We start from the raw sequence: 19,606 nt of genomic DNA on the forward strand, positions 1-19,606 counted from the left end.
TCCTCCTAACCTTTTATTGCAGCTGCTTTTCCTGATTCTACAAATTGATTTTGGAAAGATAAAAAGATAATTATCATAGGTATTGTCATTAAAATAGATGCTGCCATCATATATTGCCAAAAAGTATAATAAGATGTTTTGAAAAAGTTTAATCCCATAGTTAATGTATACATCGTTTTATCAGAGGTAATTATTAGTGGCCACATAAAATCGTTCCAGGCGCCTAAAAAAGTATAAATTGCAAGTGCAGTCATAGCAGGTTTGGCATTTGGCAATACTATAGTAAAAAATGTTTTAATAATTCCTGCTCCATCAATTCTTGCAGCTTCTTCTAATTCTCTTGGAAAATTTAAAAAAAATTGCCTCATTAAAAATAATCCAAATACACCTGTTAATTTAGGTAATATTAAACCTGTATAGGTGTTTACCAGGCCAAATTTAACCATTAAATTATATTGAGGAATCATTACAACCTGAAAGGGCACCATCATTGTTGCCAGAAATAAAGAAAACCAGAAATTTTTTAGTGGAAATTTTAAACGCGCAAAAGCATATCCTCCAAGAGTATCTAAAATTAAGTGACCAAATGTCAAAGCAACAGCGTAAAAAATAGTATTTAATATCCATCGACTATATAAAGGGACTACTTCAAAAATTTTTTTATAATTTTCAAATGTAGCATTAGTTCCGAATACTTGAGGCGGAATTTTAAAAAGATTTATTTTTGGAGGCCATTGCATAATATCAATACCAAATCTTTCACCGGTATCTGGATTTATTCCGTTTAAAGGGGTTATAGAAATTAAAAATGCCCAAAAAAAAGGAAATAAAGAAATTAAAGCGTATATTATTAATACAGTGTAGGAGATAATTTTTGCATATTTATAACTCATAATTTCACCTCAATATTCTTCTCGAATGAACTTTCTCTGTAAGAAAGTTATTGTTAAAATAATTGAAAATAATATTAATGCCAATGCAGAAGCATAACCCATATTTCCATATTCAAATGCATTTTTATAAATATAATAAGATATAGTTATATTTCTCATGTTTTTTATCAAAAAATAGATTTGATCAAAAACTTGCATCGTTCCAATTGTTCCCATTATCATTACAAATAATATTTGTGGGCGCAACATGGGAATAGTTATTTTCCAAAAAATTTTAGATGAGGAAGCGCCGTCAATTCTTGCGGCCTCATATATTGAGACAGGGATATCCTGTAAACCAGCTAAAAAAGTAATCATAAAATAACCTGCAGTGGTCCAGATATTCATAACCATAATAGCTGGTAATGCTGTATTTGGATTTTCCAACCATGCAATAGGCTGAAATCCGAATAAAGACAAAAATCTATTTAAAATTCCCGGACGCGAATATAACATCCAGAAAATCATTGATATCGCAGCTGAAGAAGTAATTGATGGTATGAAAAATGTTGCTTTGAAAAATTTTACACCTTTTATTTTAGAATTTGCTGCTACGGCTAAAACTATTGCTAATAATGTTTGAACTGGAACAACTATAATAGAATAAAAAAAAGCATTAAATAAAGATATTTTAAAATATTGGTCTTTGAACATACGTTTAAAATTTTCAAAACCCAAAAAATTTGGAATATATTTTTTAAACGAAGATGCACCTTTATCCAGATAAATAGACATGAATTGAGAAATTTTCATTTCTTTATTTAACTTACCAGAAATAAAGTCATTTAATAACTTATTAGTATTAAAATATTTTTTTATTATTTCTTCTTTTTTTTCATCCAAATTTATTCCAACGTCAGATTTTATATATGTCATCAAATCAAAATTATTTTTAATTTCATTAATATTTTTTATCTCATTTTGAAACATTCCTAAATGAAATTCTAAAGTTTCCTGGGGATTAAATAGAACTTCCAAATTTCTTGCATTTAATGGATTGTAATCAGTAAAGCTATAATAAAATGCTGCAAATATCGGATATATTGTAAAAATTATTATTGATAGAATAATAGGCGAAGCAAATAAATACCCGATTAAAGCTTCTTTTGTTTTCCATTGAACTTTCATAATAAATATCACCATCCTTTAAATTTAAAGGGGGATATCCCCCTTTAAATCATTGACCACTAATCCATTGAGGATAATTCTTTTTAATCTGATTTAGAGCCTCATCTAATGTTATTTTATTGTAGAATAAATCTTTTAATCTAGAATTAATTTGATCATTAGCAACAGAAAAAATCCCTGTAGGTGTTGGAACACTCCATGGATGAGCATATTCTGCACCTTTATAAAAAGGTATTTTCATAGGGTCTGTATCTTTAGAAGCTAAATCTTTTCTGGATGCAAGAACACCAGCTTTTTCAACAAAAATTTCTTGACCTCTTGTAACCAGAAATTTTAGTACTTCCCATGCTTCTTTTTTATGTTTTGATTCTTTATTTATAGACCATGAAACTGTATAAACCATAGTTGATTTTTTTATTAATGAAGGCATTTCAACAATACCCATTTTTTTATATACATCAGGGTAAGATCCCTTTAAGAATCCCAATGTCCATGGTCCCGACATTCCCATAGCAACTTTTTCTTTTCCCAATGCTTCTCCAATCCAACCTGCTCCAACAGCTTGTGGCTCAAAAGCAACACCGTACTTTGTTACAAGGTCAATATAAAACTTGATTCCAAATCTGGAAGAAGGTTCATTTAGAGTAGTATTTAAATTTTCGTCTACCAATCTACCATTAGCCCCTAAAATAAAAGGAATAACTCTGTTAAAATCTGCAGCTAAAACTAAAGGTGTTTTAAAACCTTTTCTTTTTAACTGTAAAGCTTTATCCAATAAATCAAACCATGTATCATTATTAGTAGGATATGATACCCCATATTTATCAAAAATTTCTTTGTTAAAGTATAGAGCTAAAGTTGAGAAATCTTTTGCAATACCATAAATTCTGTTATTGAATTTAAATGCATCAACTAATGTAGAGAAATAATCATTTAAATCAAACTTGTCTTTTTTTATATATAAGTCTAACGGTAATAAAACGTTTTTGGAAGCAAATTCTTGAAAAAAGTAAACATCAACATAAAAAATATCAGGAGCAGTTCCGGCAGATAAACGTGTCTTTAAAGTTTCCAAATAATTTCCAGGAATTGGTTCCCAAACTACCTGGATATTGCTATGTGTTGAATTGAATTCTTTAACCCCCGCCTTAATAGCTGCTTCTTCATCAGGATTTCCAGGCCATCCTGAAATTTTAATAGTTGTTACTGCAAATAACGATGATACAATGAAAAATACCAATAATAAAGATAATACCTTTTTCATGAAAAACCCTCCTTTTAAAGTAATGAAATCGATTACATTTTTTTATAAACTAAAGTTCATTTTAAGAACCTTAGTGTACTTTCCCTTTTTGATATTTCAACAGGAATAATAATACTTTTCACTTCTTTTCTTAAAGATAAATCATGAAGCATTTTTGCTGCGTTATATCCTACTTTATATATATTTTGATTAATAGAAGTAATTTTTAATATTTTTGATGATGGTAAGTCATCAAATCCGATTAAAGGTAAATAATATTTTTTTTCATTCATATAATCATATACACCATAAGCCATTAAATCAGAACCACAAAAGATACCATCAAAATTTTTAAAATTTGCTTTTTTTATTATTTCATAACCAGATTTTCTGCTGAAATCACCGTATATTATATCGATATTCACATCAAAGTCTTTTTTCGCTTTTAATACTCCGTTTAAACGTTGATAAGTTACGGCTGGCCCCAAGTTACCGCTAATGTATAAGATATTTTTGCATCCAACTTCTTTTAAATGTTTAATTCCTAAGTATCCACCTAATTCATTATCTGGATCAACAAAATGAAAATTATTTTTATTGTTGCGTCCTATTACAACGAAAGGAAATTTAATTGAATTAAAAAACTCAACTCTTTCATCATCATCTTCTAAATCTGTTATAAAAAAACCACCTACTAAATTGCTTCTAATTAATTTTTTATACTGATCAATACAATGTTTATCAGAATGAGAATCAACAATTAATTTTAAACTATTATGAAAAAAATACTCTAAAATACCATTTAAAAAAGGATTAGTATATGAATCATTTTTTGGCATTTCTGTTCTCAACATTAATATGCCAAATAAATTTGATGATCTTTTTCTTAATGATTTTGCACTGTAATCTGGTTCATAACCATATTTTTTTATAACTTTTAGTACCTTCATTTTTGTTTCTTCTCTAACTTTTTGAGAATTATTTATTACTCTTGAAACTGTTGCTACAGAAACTCCAGCCAAAGAAGCTATGTCTTTTATGTTCATATTATCACCTCGTATGTAATCGATTACATAAATATTATAACAAAAAAATAATAAAATCCAAATCACCATATTTTATATTTGTTGGTTATGACAAATAATTAAATTTTATTAGCAATAATTAATTAAAAAAATTTTAAAAAAACTAAAAAAAACACCCTTCAAGGGTGTTTTTTTAATTACTTTACAGGTGTGTTTTTAAATGCTTCTTCTAAAACTTTATTTAGATTTTCATAAAATTCTTTTCCCTGTTCTCCCAATTGTTCGATTAAATAAGATTGCTGTTGTAATAATGAAAATGCGGTTTTTGGATTATATATTAACACGGAATGATATTCTATTCTTCCTGCTTTCATCACATAGTATTTTGCAACAACTTCGGCACCAGTTTGAATAGTTTTTGCAAAATTAGAACTTACATTTTTAAATACGCTATTAGTAACTGCAACAACTTTATCTTTATCTGTACCCTGGGATGAACTCTGTAAAACTCCTTGAGCTCTTTGTTGGAAATTTGTAACTACTGAATTTAAATATCTTGCTAATTGTTCTCTCGCATCCTGTTCTGCTTGATTATACATGACTGATCCCATACCTGGGGCGCCTTCTGAAATTCCATCAAAATATAAAAGAAATCCTTCTTTTTTAAGTTGTTTTAATTCAGGTCCTTTACCAGCTTTTTTAAATTCAATAACGGCCTCTTTAGGAATTTCTGCAATTTTTACGCCATCAATATCAAGCGGTTTAAAAGGATATGTTAAAGTGTGATATAAAAAAATACCTCCAAGTAGTAAAGCTAATACTCCTAATCCCACTCCAGTCCATAATACAATGTTGTTATCCATAAAATCCCCTCCTTCAAAAATTTTATTTATTATGTTAATTGTTCACCAATTAAATTATATCATAAATAATGAGAAATACAATTTAATTTATTGATTTTTTTTAAAAAATAATATATAATAATTCGTAAAGCTAAATAAATTCAAATTGTGAGGTGTTGATGTGGAAAAAAGTTTAAAAAGATATTTAATTTTTAATTCGATTCCAGCATTTTCCTTTATTATAATATTGATTTCTCCCATGTTTGCTAATAAAATTGGATTAAATATATATGAAACTAGTTTAATATTTTCTATAGTGTATGGAGTTCAAGCTATATTAACTTTTATATTAGGGCATTATTTTGAGAAGAAATCTCCAAATTATGGATTAGCTTTTGGAAGACTATTATTTGCCATTGGAAGTGCATTGTTATCTTTTGCATATAACCCCTATACATATTTAATAGCTCAGATTATAATAGGAAGTATAGATATTTTTTGGCCACTTGTGAGCATGTATGAAAGAGCTATTATTCCACCAGATAAAAGAAATACTTTTTATTTTTTGTTACCATTGATTTCTGAAGGAATAAAAGTAATTTTATTTATACCATTAATACTTTTTATGAAACCAGATGAGACTTCTATAATATTTTATAAAAGTGTGTTTTTAACAGTGTCTATTTTAAATATAATATATGCAATATCTATTTTGAAATTATTACCTTATGTTAAAAGCGGGAGTGATTTACACAAAGAACATGTTCATATACACAAACCAAATTTAAGAAAGTATATCACGGTTTTGTTAAATCAGATAATATTTTTTGCTAATTTTGGTTTTGGGAGTTATTTAATAATATCATATTATGTGAAAGAGAACCTGAATGGTGATGCAAAAATAATGTTAATATATGAAGTTGTTTTTTCAGCGACTGTTGTATCTTCGTTTATATGGAAAAAGTATATAAAGTATAATGTAGAAAATACGTTAATTTTTGGTACATTTATAATGTCTTTATTTTATTTGCTATTATTATTTAAAGGTTGGATGTTTTTTTATATATCACATGTTTTTTTGGGAATAGGGTTTATATTATGGATTTCATCTAAAGAACCATTAAAACAGGAATATGCACCTATTAATTTTGGGAGATATGAGGGATTTTTCAATGGTATTCAGTTGTTTTCAAAAATATTTACGCCAATCCTTGCAGGTTATATAGCTTATAAATTTTCGTATGAAATTGTTTTTTTAATATCTTTTATTGTATTATTTTTAAATTCTATAATAACATATGTAGGATTAAAAGAAGCATGATGCTTCTTTTTTTATTTTTTTATAAAAAGAGTATAATAATAATGGAGGTGATAATATGAAAAAAATATTTTTTAATTTTTTTGTATTGTTTTTTGTTGTATTAACGTTTTCTCAAAATATAAGTTTTAAAAATTTTAATACATATTATATCGAACATAAGATAGGATGGAATTTTGATATTTCTTATGATGGATCAATTTTATATTATTTAGAATTTAAAAATGAAGAAATACAAACAGATATGACTTTTATTACAGAATATAAGGACGTATTGATTTCCGGAGAAAAAAAAGGATATATATATTATTTAAAAGTTGTTGCTAAGAATATTGATAGAAATATTTTAGGTGAAAGCAAGATAGCAACTTTAGTGGTTTTTGATAATGAAGAAGAACCATTAAGGATTATAGGTGCAAAGGTTGTTAAAACAGAAGAAAAAAAGTACATACACTTTGTTTTAAGAAATGTTTCGAGTAAAACTATTAGAGAATTTAAAATACGTTATTGGGGTATTGATTATTCAGGAAAAGCAATAAGAATTAATAGAAAAAGTTATTTAAAATATGAAGAAAAAAATATTGAAATAAAGCCTTTTGATTTTTATAATGTTGATATTGAAATTCAAGATGCAGAGTTACTTAGATTTGTTAAAGGAAAAATCTGGGAAATAATTTTTGATGATGATTCAGAATGGAAAAGAATAATAGAATAAACAAAAACAGTCTCTTGCTTTTTGCAAGAGACTGTTTTAAATAGGGTTTAAAATGGTTCATAATATGCGTAATAGATCAATATACTCTTTTTGTTTTTTCTTATACTCTTCGAATCTATTTATTTTAGAATGTTCGTCAAAATAATCAAAAATATCTTTTTCTAATATTGTAACATCATATTTAGACTTTAACTCCGAAAGTATTTTTTTAACTTTCGACTTAAAATCTTCGTACCCTATCATTTCATATATGTATATCGAATATTTTTTCAAATCTTCAAATTTAAGTTTATTCTGCCCCTTAATCATCAACCACTCTAAAATAAATCTTTTTAAATTTTTTTCAACATAAAAAATAAAATTTTTACTTGGAACATATGGTGGTTCATGAATAATAGTAATATCCTTTTCCGGGCTATAATATGTTTTAAATATAGGATCTTTTGGCTTTATTCCTGCATACTCATTTCCATTTTCATATATTAATCGTGATGCTAATAATAATGCAAAATCTTCTCCACGAGGTATTTCTAAAGGGTAAAACATTTTTTGAGCAAATTCTTTTCGTATTATCATATTACCACCAAAACCAAATATAGCTTCTTTTAAATCATTAGTTTTAGATAATCGAATAATATCTTTATCCATAGATTCATTTTTTCTCCAATTTTTTAAAATATCTTTTCCTAAAATTCTTATTGTTCCATTTTTTTCATAGGGAGCAGTTATTAAATATTTATCAAGATTTTTTGTCAAAATTTCTTTAGCTTTTAGAATATAATTTTTTCTTAATAATTCATCATCATCTATTTGTATAATAATATCTTCATTATTCATAGTAGGGAATATAAAACCAAGATTCCTTATTTCAGAATATCCTTTTGTTGAAAAGAAATTTGAGTTGTATTTTTCTCTGTACTTTTTTATGTCTGTATTTGTATATAAATAATATTTGAATTTCAATTTTTTTAATATTTTTTCTGTTTTTTCTTTGATTTCATCATCGTGAGAAGTATTTTCATGTGCTGCTATTGAAAAAATATAAACATTTAATTCATCATTTTCATCCATATTTAAATTATTAATGCTTTTTATTGTTTTATACAATGTGTTTTTTTGTTCAAATTCATTTAATGGTGTTGGATGATCAAAGTTATCTACAAGATTTTCATTTACTCTTATATAAGTATTTATAACGATAGCAAATTTCATATCTATCCTTCTTTCTATATAATTTTATTAGTTTCTGTTATAAATATTAGGAACTTAATATATCCATTAACTTTGCAGATGCAACTCCGATTACTTTATCACCTCCGCCATAATAAAATAAAAGTTCATCTTTATCTTTTATTATTTCATTTGAATCTTTATTTTTCATAGTTATTCCATTAGTAAATACAACATTTGGTGCCCAACCATATAATTCATAATCTTCTTCTGGTAAAAATATAGGTTTCTTTGAACGATAAAGGATTTCTGATGGATTGTTTGGATTTAGTAGAGCTACACCTAACATATAACTCCTTCTGCCTTTATTAATTCCAACTCCGTGATAAATCAATAATAATCCATGTACAGTTCGCAAAATCTGTCCCGCACCTATTCTTTCTGAATCCCATTTGTTTTTTCTAGTTTTCAAAACATCCACAAAATCATTATTCCATATTTCTTCAATTTTATTTGAATAACTAATAGCAATATTTTTCGTTTTAGATATCATTGGTCTGCGTAATAATGCATGTTTACCATTTATCTTTTCTGGAAATAAGACAGCATTTCTATCATAGATATTAGGAAACAAAAGTCCATGTTTTGTCCATTTGTTTTTAATTTCGTTTTTCGAAATATCTTTTAGATTAATAAAATCTTTTATATCAATAGAAGCTAATGCAATTTGAGTTTTATCAGAATAGGCCGTATAAGTCATATAAATCTTTTTATTTATTATTGTTAGACGAGGATCTTCTACACCACCTCTTTCACGTTTCCTTTCATTTAATTTTTCGTTTTTTGGTATTTCATATTCTGTAGTAGGAATGAAAATTGGAAAATCTAATCTCCCATCAATATCTAAACCGTTTTTGCTCCATGCTAAACCAAATCTAGAAATATGATCATTTCCAAAAGCTCTATAAACTATGTAATGTATGCCGTCTATTCTAAGTGCAGCAGGATTATAAACCAATTTTGATTCCCAGTTGTTTTTTGGAATTGGTGATAATATTGGATTTTTTTCATATCTTTTTAAAATACTATTTTTTTCAAATAAATCTTTTACGGGTATATTAAATAAAACTTTACGAAAGTCATAACTAGTACCATTAATATAATCCCTTTTAAATTTTGATAATGAGATTATAGCATCAAAAAGCATTTCTTCTCCATCTATAATAAATTTTTTACTATTTAAATCTTCCCATTTTTTTAAAACTAATCTTACTTTTTTTATTATTTCATTTTTTAAAATAATTAAATCTAAAATCATTTCATCTTTTTTTGCTGAAACTTCTTTATCATTTAATTGTTCAACTAAATAAAACAAACTATTTGGATTAGCATCAATCTTTCCAATTATTGAATCAATAACTATAGCTCCTTTTTTTATCTTACCTTTTAAAATCTTTGAGTTACCTAAAACTGCTGCTCCGGACTCTATTACAACATCTTTCCCTAATTCTGCATGCTGATCTATTAATACCCCATCTTTTAAAATTATATCAAATTTTTTTCTTAATCTTTCATCAAAAAACATCTTTTTTATTATTTTAGGTAATAAATGAATATCTTTATAGTTAGGTATTAAATTAGTAAATTTAGATAAATATAATTGATTCACCATTTCCCACCTTTCAATTCTGATAATTATCAAATTTTTAACTAATCTTTGCTTTCAATATTTTTAGAGCTTTTATATTTTTGATAATAATACTCATAAATATATTCATATACACGTTTATTAACTCTAGCGTTATTTAGTAAATACCCCAAATCTCTCAATTCTGATTTAATTTTTTTTATCTGATGAAGAAAATCTTCTGTATTTCTTTTATAAGTTTCAAGATATTTTTTTTGAGATAAAATTACAGATATTTTAGCTTCCAAAAAAGCCCTTTCATAAGACATTATTTCATTTTTTATTTTATGATATTCATATTGTATCTCTATAAATTTATCAGAATTCTTCATATCCCTTAATTTGTTTTCAAGCTTTTTTGCCAATTTTTTAGCTTCTTCTAATTTTTTTTCTATAATCTTCATTCTTTTTTGTTCGCTTTCTATATCTTCTTTTAATATTAAAGGCACACTTTCGTATAATTGAAAATCTTTATCAATATTTAATTCAAAATCTCTATTAATTATTTTAAAATAAAAAGAATTCATATTTTTATTCTTTATAATATTCTTCATATCAAAATCTAATTTAAAAGTTACTATTTCTTTTGGTTCTGCTTTAAAAGAAATCTCGTTATTGCTGATAATTTCTACTTTTCCAATATTATCTTCATATAAATTTGTTATATAAGCATTTTTGATTTTAAAAATAGTTGAAATTTTTCCAGAGACTTTTTTATCAAGCGTGTTAAATAATCTAATAATTATTCCATCATTTTTTTCTGCAATTTTTAAAGAAGATAGCTGTAATGAATTATTTTCAGATATTAACTCAAAAAAATTATTTTCATCTTTTAATATTCCAATATGATTATCAGTTTTGACAATTAATGGTTCTATGTTGAACTCAAGGCTTTTATAATATGACATACCATCAACATGAGAACCTTTATGAGGATAAATAGCATATTCAAATTCCATTTTTCTTAAACATTGAGCATCTGGTGTAAATATTATCGGACCTGCATCTCCTATTCTTGTTAATAAATCATTTCTTGCCAACCATCCTACAGCTCTAAAAAGAGTTAGAGCTATAGTATTTTTTTCAGGTAAAATTTCATATTCAGTCAAACCTTTATTTAAAACAGAAATTCCCTTTTCTCCATCATTTATATCAACAAAATATTGTTGATTAAATGCTGTTATTGGTTTATTTTCTCTAGCACCAATGATTATCCTTTTTACATTATCCGGTATCAAAGTATCATCAAACTTTTTTTGTTTAATGCTTCTTTTCATTATATCAAATTGAGAACCGGCAAAAGAATGCTTTGAATTCAATTCTGTAGGAAATAAAATTCTTAAACGATGATCTTTAACAGTATTTTTTATTTCTGTTTTAATCTTTATTACAGGAGAATTTGATTCTACAATAACCCAATGAATAATTGGCATTTCCCTTAATATTTTAGTTCTTGTCTTTCTATCTTCTGTTAATGATTCAGGTAAAAGCAAACTTAAACTAATTTTAACAACAACCTTAAGAGGGCCTTTTTCAATAAATTCTATCTTAGCTTTATTTTTATTATTTGTAATAATTACATCTTTTTCGGGATAAGAATAATTGTATTCATCACCAGCATCTGCCTCATCAATTACAGTACATAAATTATTATACGTATAATTATTTATTTTATCTGTTAAATCTAATGTACCATTAGAATTTAGAATAACTTTCAAATATTTATTCTCTATTATATTCTTTTTCGTGACCACTTTATCATAATTCAAATATTTTATCTTTGAATTTTTATCTTTTCTTTTGAGATAAATTGTTTTGTATCCCATTGCTGGAATTTCATTTAGCAAAATAAATATTTTGCCATCTTTTCCTTTTTGAAAGGGTATATAATTATTATGTGAATCCAAAATATAAAAGTTTTTTTCATCTGTTTTTAAAGTAATAATTTTATTTTGTAATTTATAAGGCATATTATTAAAAATAATATAAGGATCTTCTTCTAAAGATGTATCGATATACGAAACTATTTGTTTTAATGAATTCATAGAAACTTCTTTTGATAAAGAGTACGATTGTTCAAATCTTTTTTCCATATCTATATGAACATCATCAATACTAACACCACAAATACTATCATGCGGATGATTCTTCAATAACATCTTCCAGCTATTTTCAATTTTTTCTTTTTCATACATACCAGTAAACAACCAATTGATAGTTGAAAAAGGTTCAGTGTACTTTTCTAACTCAATTTGACATCTATGATTTAACAATTTTAGATACATTCGTGATGAAAGAACACCAGGAAATACAGAAATAAATCTTCCACTATAAAGTGCTCCTTTTAATACTTTTAATTTAGGAGAATATTTTTTAATTTCTTCTATATACTCTTCAGGAGTACTTTGTTTGACTTTTATATCTGAAAATTCTGTATTTCTTAATGCAGGAAAAAAATTATCTGGTTTCATTTCCTGATCATATCCATTCATTAACAATACATTCGGCGTAGTTGCAAAAGGATATATTTTTTTGACTTCATTTTCGATTCTCTCTTTGAAAATTTCTTTGTATTCGCCTAATCTCATAGCATTTCTGTAACTACTTAAAAGATAAACCGATAATATCTGACTTCCATCCGGACTTTCCCATAAAAACTCAGAATTAATATCAGTTGGTTCCATCTCAACACCACGCCATAGAAAAAGACCCTTAATATCAAATTTTTTATGTATTTGTACCGCCTGAGAAATTTGACCAAAATTATCTAACAACCATCCTACTTTCATAACATTTCCATATTCTTCTGAAATTTGATGCCCAATTAATAAATTCCTTACTAAAGCTTCTCCACTTGTAAGCTGCCAATCTGGTTGCAAATAATATGGTCCTATAAATAATCTTTTTTGTTGTACATACTTTTTTAATTTTTCTTTGTATGAAGTAACATCCATATTCTTCTCCGCTAATTGTTGAAGATAATCTTCTATTATCAATGTTTGACCATCTAAAATAAAACGATATGTCTTTTCTTTTTCCAATAAAGCAAACAGAGAATCAAAAAAAGGAATTAACCATTCATTTGTATATTCACTATTTAAAAACCATTCACGATCCCAATGTGTGTGTGAAATAATATGCACATATATTGTTGATATCACTCAAAAAACCTCCTTGTACAAATTTTTTTATTCTTTAACCGCACCAGCTGTTAAAGCACTTACAATAAACTTTTGTAATAAAATAAATAGTATTACTGTTGGAAGGGTTGCTATAATACTTGCTGTTGCTGTCAAGTGTATAGTTATAGCCTCGCCACCAGCTTGATAGTTATATATACCTAACGATATTGGGAATAATTTTCTTGTACTCAATAATATAAAGGGTATAATAAATTGCCCCCAACTTGATATTGCATTAAAAATTACTGCTGTTGAAATTCCCGGAGTAACAAGTGGAAGTATTATTTTAAAAAGCAATTGCCAATCAGTGCATCCATCAATTTTTGCAGCTTCATCTATACTTATAGGAATACTATCTATTGTTCCTTTTAATAACCAAACTGTAAATGGAATTTGTATCGCAATATAAACTAAAATAACACCTAAATGAGTATCCAATAATTGTAATTTATTAAAATAATTATACAAAGGAATAGCTATTATCAATGGAGATATCATTTGAAAAAGTAATATTGAAAATAGAATTACTTTTTTAAATTTAAACCTATATCTTGAAAAAGCAAAAGCTCCAGGAATACTAACCACCAAGGTTCCTAAAACTGTAAATATTGTTATTTTAAATGAATTATATAAGTAAAAAACAATATTTTTATCTTTTAATATTTTTGCATAATTATTCAAATCTATTTTCCTTGGTATTAATGTGGGTGGATATCTAAAAACTTCGCTTAAAGGTCTTAAAGAAATCGAAAAAATCCATAATAATGGAAGTAGAAAAAAACAAAAAATTATAAAATATCCAATATATATTAAAATATCACCTTTTTTATTTCTAATCATTTTCAACACCACCTTTAGAAATTACCATCTTATAATAAAATATCGATATAATTAAATTTATGAAAAATAAAATCACTGCTAAAACTGATCCTCTACTAAGATTCAATTTCCCAAAAATCGTATCATAAATATTTAATGAAATAACTTCCGTGGATCTTCCAGGGCCTCCGCCAGTTAAGGCCATTATCATATCAAATGTATTAAATGTATAAATTGTAACCAAAACTGTATTAATAAAAATCATAGGCTTTAATTGAGGTAGTGTTATATAAAAAAACTTTTTAATACCTGATGCACCATCTATACCAGCAGCTTCATATAATTCATAAGGTATTTGTTTAATACCGCCATATTGCATAATCATAGAAAAAGCTGTTCCTCGCCATACATTAGCAACTATAATTGAATAAATCGCTAACTTTTGGCTTGAAAGAAATGGAAAAGAATGCCCGAAAATTAACATAAGATAATAATTAAAGATGCCATAATTCGCTTCTGTTAAAAATAACTTCCATATAATTCCAATTATTACTCCAGGAATTACCCAAGCTATTAATACAACAGTCCTAAGAATTAATGTTCCTTTTAAATTTCTTTTTTCTCCTTCATCGATTAAAGCTGCAATTAAAATACCTAAAAAAATTTGAATAATAATGCTCAAAAAAACAAATAACAATGTAGTTTTTAACATTATCCAAAAATTTAAGTCTGAAAAAACGCTAAAATAAGAAGAAAATGTAAAAGAATATTGATTTTCACCTAATCTAATGTCTGTAAAACTATATTTAAAAACATCCAAAATAGGAATTAAATAAAACACTGATAAAATCAAAAAAAGCGGAGTAATATATATATAAAAATTTCTTTTTTTCAAGATTTTCACCCCCATATACAAATGGCCCTTACTTTCAAGGGCCATTTGTATTAAATTTTATTATTTTATTTCATTATATTTTTTCATAACTTCTGCCCACGCATTGTTTAAAGCCTCTTCAGGAGATTGTTTTCCTTCTATTACATTGGCAATAGCAACTTGAAATTCCGTTGAGATTGTTGGATATATTGGATAACCTGGTCTAACATATCCATCCTCTGCAATTTTTAATAATTTTTCCATCCATGGATTTTCAGAGTAATAACTGAATTCCTTATAAACACTTTTTCTTGTTGGAAGATATCCAGCATTTTTTGTCCAACCGGCCATACCTTCTTTTCCAAAATAAAGAGTTGTTATAAATCTAATAGCAGCTGCTTGTTTTTTTGGATCGTCAGTAGTTATTCCCCATGTCCAACCACCAACACTTGTAGCTTTCATACCTTTTTTAAATTGAGGCAAAGGAGCAATATCCCATTTTTTCGCAAATTCTTCTTCACCCATAACTTCTGATAATTGTTTTATTTGCCAATTTCCACCTATAAACATCGCTACATTGTTTCCAATAACATCACCATTAACATCAGATTCGCTTTTTATGTTAACAACTCTTCTTGGAGAAACTCCTTCATCAACTAATCTTTTTATAAAATCTAATACATTTATCATATACTTTCTATTTGGCCCTAAATTAAATACAGGTCTTCCTTTTTCATCAACAAGTTTTCCACCTTGAGCCCAAAAATATGGAAAATTACATATAGACGTTCCTTCTCCTCTTCCTGCTGGAAATAAAAATCCTGTCATTCTATATTTTTTAGAAATATTTTTAGCTACAGTGATCAATTCATCCCATGTTGTAGGCGGCGTTTTTATTAAGTCTTTTCTATAAAATAAAACCCTTACATCTGTTGTAAACCATATTGCTTTTATATTTCCATCTTTATCTACAATTCCCTTTTTTACATAAGGCAAAAAGTCATCAAATTCTGTTCTGGTTATGTATTTATTTAAATTTTGCAACTTATCTTTAAACACCGGTAAATAAAAAGAATCAATTTGTACTATATCTGGGGTTTTACCAAGATTTTGTTGTTGAAGAAGCTTCATTACCTGTGTTGCAACATCACCTGTTAATAAAGTTGGTAATATTTTTACTTCTGGATTTTTTTTCGCAAATCTTTCAGCAGCTTCAAATAAATAATCAGCTCTTTGTTGATATGGGTTTGATAATGAATAATGCGGGAGTGCTGCCCATGTAAGTGTGATTTCAGCCTTAGGATTTCCAACTAAATCTTCGCTTACAACAATATTTTTTGCAAATGAAAAATTAAAAAAAGATAAAGACATAATAAAAACAAATATACACATAATCTTTTTCACGAAAAATCCCTCCTATTAAAAAATATTAGGTAATTAGTTAATTAATTTAATTAACTAATTACAATTTATTATAACTCCTTTTGATTTAAAAGTCAAATTATTTATTTCTCATTTGCGGTTATAAAAAGAGATCAAATTTGATTAAATATATTTAAGAAATAAAATTGTTAATTTCTTCTTATTATTAATTTAAATTACCAAAAAACGAATATAAATTATTTTATTAAAAAAGCTTATGATTTTTTTATGTTATAATATAGTATGAATTTAAAAGCATTTCAATTTCTTCATACTATAATCGAGGTGAAAAAATGAACTTTATATATTCAAACTCCGAAACAAAATTTAAACTTTTTTCCACACTAATTAGAAAACAATCTATATCAAGAAGTGATCTTGCTCAAATTCTTAATCTCACACGTGCATCTGTTTCCAATATTGTTTCAGAATTAAAAAAGAAAAATCTTATTATAGAAAGTGATAAGATTTCTGGAGGAGTTGGAAGAAAGAAAATCTTATTAGAAGTAAATTCAGATGCATTATATGTTATAGGCATTGAATTTGAACGGAAATCTTTTACTGCAGGAATCTACAATTTATCCGGAAACCTTTTAAAACATTTAAAACATAAGTTTTATCAAATACAATCCATTGAAGATATTTTAAAAGATGTTGAAAATTCTGTTGTTTCATTGCTTTCATGGGCTCAAAAAAAGAATATTAACGTTAGTGCAATTGGTATAGGAATACCGGGACCAGTAGATCCAGAAGAAGGAGTCATATACAATGTTCCATATTTTTTAGATAATAAAAAATATGAATTAAAACTTGAATTTGAAAAAAGGTTTGGTATACCTACATTTATTGAAAAAGATGCAAATGCTGCTGCTCTTGGAGAATTTTGGTATGGTATCGGAAGAAATTACAACTCTTTTGTCTATTTATTAATGGTTGAAGGAATTGGTGCTGGATTAATATTAAATCAATCTATTTATAGAGGTATAAATGGTTTAGCTGGAAAGGTTGGTAAATTTTTATTTTTAAATGAAAATAAGAAAGCAACACCTTTTGAAAAGTATGGGGGAGAATTATCTATATTAAATTTAATATGTCATTATTCTCATAAAAGTCCTTTTTATTCTAAAATATTAAAGGAAAGAGATATAAAGATATCTGACTTTATCGATGGGGTAAAAAGGAAAGATACTATATCATTAAAAGTTTTAAATGAAGTTGAATATTATATTGCTTTAATTATTTCTAATATCATTTATCTATTAGACCCAAATTTGATAATTATTGGTGGAGACTTAATAAACGTAAAAGACGATTTTTCAAAGGATATTGAAAAACTAACAAAAAATATAATTAAAGATCATCCTATGCCAGAAATAAAAAAATCCGGAATTTATAACATGTCAATTTCATTAGGTGGAGCTACAAGAGCTTTTATGGAAATAATATCAACTCTATTAAAATAAAAATACTTAAAATATGCGAAGTCCTTAAAGGACTTCGCGTTTAATAAATATTGTTTGGATTTGATAAAAATTCCTCTTTAAATTGTATAAACCTATCATCTTCTATTGCTTTTCTTACTTCTTTCACGAAATTAATTAAAAATCTCAAGTTATGTATACTCAATAAAATCTTTCCTAATATTTCGTCCTTTCTAATTAAATGATGAATATATCCTCGTGTATGATTTTGACAAGCATAACAATCACACTTATTATCAATTGGATCTGTTGAATATTTCCATTTTCCAGCTTTTAAGTTCACTTTTCCTTCCCATGTCATAGCTGTACCATGCCTTCCCATTCTTGTTGGCAATACACAATCGAACATATCCATTCCATTTTCAACAGACATTAAAATTATTAAAGGTGTTCCAATTCCCATTATATATCTCGGTTTATTTTCTGGTAATTTTGGACCAGAATGTTTTAAAATCCTTTCTGTTTCAGAATAATGTTCTCCTACAGATAATCCGCCTAATGCGAATCCATCAAAATCAATTGAGGTAATTTGTTTTATACTTTTCTCTCTTAAATCTTCATGAAATCCTCCTTGGACAATTCCGAATAATGCTTGATCTTTTTTGGTGTGAGCTTGATATGAGCGTTTTGCCCATTGATAAGTTCTTTCGACAGATTCTTCGACGTATTTTTTTTCTGCTCCAGCTTCAACACACTCATCAAATGCCATAGCAATATTTGAACCAATTATCATTTGAATTTCCATTGAAAGTTCTGGTGTCATCATTATCTTTGAACCATCAAGTGGAGATCTGAATAAAACCCCATCATCAGAAATTTTTCTGTCTTTTAAAGAAAAAACCTGAAATCCCCCACTATCAGTTAATATAGGTCTATCCCAATTCATGAAATTATGAAGGCCTCCAACATTTCTTAAAACATCTAATCCTGGTCTTAAAAATAAATGAAAGGCATTTCCAAGAATAATTTCTGCTTCTATATCTTTCAAATCAGAATTCTTTAATGTTTTTACTGTTCCATTGGTTCCTACTGGCATAAAAACTGGTGTTTCAATTATTCCATTTTTTGTATATATTCTTCCTCTTCTAGCATTTGAATTTTTATCTTTATGCAATAGTTCATATTTTAAAGGGCTATCTTCAAACATTAAATATCCTCCTGTAATTATGATTTTTTTCATCACTTAAACTTCTTATTTTGCTTATTAAATTATCTGTTTCAACTATAAATTCTTTAATTTCTTCAATAAATGTTTTTTTGTATTCATCGTCTTCTAAATAATTTAAATTATCTTTTACTAATGTTAATCCAGATTGCATAGTAGCCCATGCATAATATCCAGTTATAATAGCATCCGATAATAAATTTTGATTTCCATATTTTGCAATATTATATGCATTGTTAAGTATTGTATAAGCGCATTTTGCAATATTATACGCAGTTTCTATACTATGTTTAGTCGCATTTGCTATGTCATCTTTATTTTTGCTTTTGGCAGCATTTTTAAAATTTTGATATGCTTTTACATCTTCATCTGCCAATTCTAAAAGCCTTTCTTTGCATATAAGGAAATTTTCTAATGCTTCTTCAATAATTTTTTCATAATCTTCTAAACCTTTTTTCTTAATGGAATATCTTGAAACCATTCCTCCGAGTGAAGAAGCTAAAGCACCACATATTGCAGCTAAAGCGCCACCGCCTGGAGTTGGAGTTTTGGAATCTAATTCATTTATAAATTCTATTATTTTTTTCTCTTTTATCATATTTT

16 protein-coding genes are annotated in these 19,606 nt (G+C 26.6%); 3 read left to right on the top strand and 13 right to left on the bottom strand.

Annotated features, from left to right (window positions below; all coding sequences use genetic code 11):
- Positions 1–5: 5 nt before the first annotated feature.
- The 5 genes from X274_RS02820 to X274_RS02840 all read right to left on the bottom strand — a co-directional run bounded on the left by X274_RS02820 (position 6) and on the right by X274_RS02840 (position 5,191).
- On the bottom strand, positions 6–893 hold the full coding sequence (locus X274_RS02820) for a carbohydrate ABC transporter permease (protein ID WP_047265290.1): 888 nt from the start codon (positions 891–893) through the stop codon (positions 6–8).
- Between the two features lie 9 nt (positions 894–902).
- Complete coding sequence (locus X274_RS02825) at positions 903–2,060, bottom strand: carbohydrate ABC transporter permease (protein ID WP_052913141.1); 1,158 nt, start codon at positions 2,058–2,060, stop codon at positions 903–905.
- Positions 2,061–2,109: 49 nt separating this feature from the next.
- Positions 2,110–3,324: an ABC transporter substrate-binding protein gene (locus X274_RS02830; RefSeq protein ID WP_047265291.1), complete on the bottom strand. Its 1,215-nt coding sequence runs from the start codon at positions 3,322–3,324 to the stop codon at positions 2,110–2,112.
- Positions 3,325–3,380: 56 nt separating this feature from the next.
- Positions 3,381–4,349, bottom strand: a complete 969-nt coding sequence (locus X274_RS02835; RefSeq protein WP_047265292.1) for a LacI family DNA-binding transcriptional regulator — start codon at positions 4,347–4,349, stop codon at positions 3,381–3,383.
- Positions 4,350–4,525: 176 nt separating this feature from the next.
- Positions 4,526–5,191 carry a hypothetical protein gene (locus X274_RS02840; protein WP_047265293.1) on the bottom strand — a complete coding sequence of 222 codons (666 nt, stop codon included), beginning with the start codon at positions 5,189–5,191 and terminating at the stop codon, positions 4,526–4,528.
- A 160-nt stretch (positions 5,192–5,351) separates the two neighbouring features.
- Here X274_RS02840 and X274_RS02845 point away from each other — a divergent pair, with 160 nt between their 5' ends.
- Positions 5,352–6,491, top strand: coding sequence for an MFS transporter (locus X274_RS02845; RefSeq protein WP_047265294.1), 1,140 nt, complete (start codon positions 5,352–5,354; stop codon positions 6,489–6,491).
- A 55-nt stretch (positions 6,492–6,546) separates the two neighbouring features.
- A complete protein-coding gene (locus X274_RS02850) occupies positions 6,547–7,203 on the top strand; it encodes a hypothetical protein (RefSeq protein ID WP_047265295.1) in 657 nt (218 codons plus the stop codon).
- Positions 7,204–7,260: 57 nt separating this feature from the next.
- On the opposite strand, the gene X274_RS02855 is transcribed toward X274_RS02850, so the two are convergent.
- Genes X274_RS02855 through X274_RS02880 form a run of 6 tightly spaced genes read right to left on the bottom strand, consistent with a single transcriptional unit; the run spans position 7,261 to position 16,339 of the window.
- Positions 7,261–8,415 carry a hypothetical protein gene (locus X274_RS02855; RefSeq protein ID WP_047265296.1) on the bottom strand — a complete coding sequence of 385 codons (1,155 nt, stop codon included), beginning with the start codon at positions 8,413–8,415 and terminating at the stop codon, positions 7,261–7,263.
- 46 nt (positions 8,416–8,461) lie between these two features.
- Entirely contained in the window at positions 8,462–10,042 is a 1,581-nt protein-coding gene (locus X274_RS11455) for a hypothetical protein (protein WP_052913142.1), read from the bottom strand.
- Between the two features lie 41 nt (positions 10,043–10,083).
- Positions 10,084–13,221: an alpha-mannosidase gene (locus X274_RS02865; protein WP_047265297.1), complete on the bottom strand. Its 3,138-nt coding sequence runs from the start codon at positions 13,219–13,221 to the stop codon at positions 10,084–10,086.
- Between the two features lie 27 nt (positions 13,222–13,248).
- A complete protein-coding gene (locus X274_RS02870; RefSeq protein WP_047265298.1) occupies positions 13,249–14,082 on the bottom strand; it encodes a carbohydrate ABC transporter permease in 834 nt (277 codons plus the stop codon).
- Complete coding sequence (locus X274_RS02875; RefSeq protein ID WP_052913143.1) at positions 14,075–14,956, bottom strand: carbohydrate ABC transporter permease; 882 nt, start codon at positions 14,954–14,956, stop codon at positions 14,075–14,077. Before X274_RS02875 ends, X274_RS02870 begins: the two co-directional genes overlap by 8 nt.
- A 60-nt stretch (positions 14,957–15,016) precedes the next feature.
- Positions 15,017–16,339, bottom strand: coding sequence for an extracellular solute-binding protein (locus tag X274_RS02880; RefSeq protein ID WP_047265300.1), 1,323 nt, complete (start codon positions 16,337–16,339; stop codon positions 15,017–15,019).
- 311 nt (positions 16,340–16,650) lie between these two features.
- On the opposite strand from X274_RS02880, the gene X274_RS02885 reads away from it, so the two are divergent.
- A complete protein-coding gene (locus X274_RS02885; protein ID WP_047265301.1) occupies positions 16,651–17,820 on the top strand; it encodes an ROK family transcriptional regulator in 1,170 nt (389 codons plus the stop codon).
- 40 nt (positions 17,821–17,860) lie between these two features.
- Here X274_RS02885 and tgt read toward each other — a convergent pair whose 3' ends face one another.
- Together tgt and X274_RS02895 are read right to left on the bottom strand one after the other, a co-directional pair.
- Positions 17,861–18,985 carry a tRNA guanosine(34) transglycosylase Tgt gene (tgt, locus tag X274_RS02890; protein ID WP_047265302.1) on the bottom strand — a complete coding sequence of 375 codons (1,125 nt, stop codon included), beginning with the start codon at positions 18,983–18,985 and terminating at the stop codon, positions 17,861–17,863.
- Complete coding sequence (locus X274_RS02895) at positions 18,978–19,601, bottom strand: cyclodeaminase/cyclohydrolase family protein (protein WP_047265303.1); 624 nt, start codon at positions 19,599–19,601, stop codon at positions 18,978–18,980. The genes tgt and X274_RS02895 overlap by 8 nt, the downstream gene beginning before the upstream one ends.
- Positions 19,602–19,606 lie beyond the last annotated feature (5 nt).

Origin of the sequence: Marinitoga sp. 1155 (assembly GCF_001021175.1) — a bacterium.
Lineage (GTDB): Bacteria > Thermotogota > Thermotogae > Petrotogales > Petrotogaceae > Marinitoga.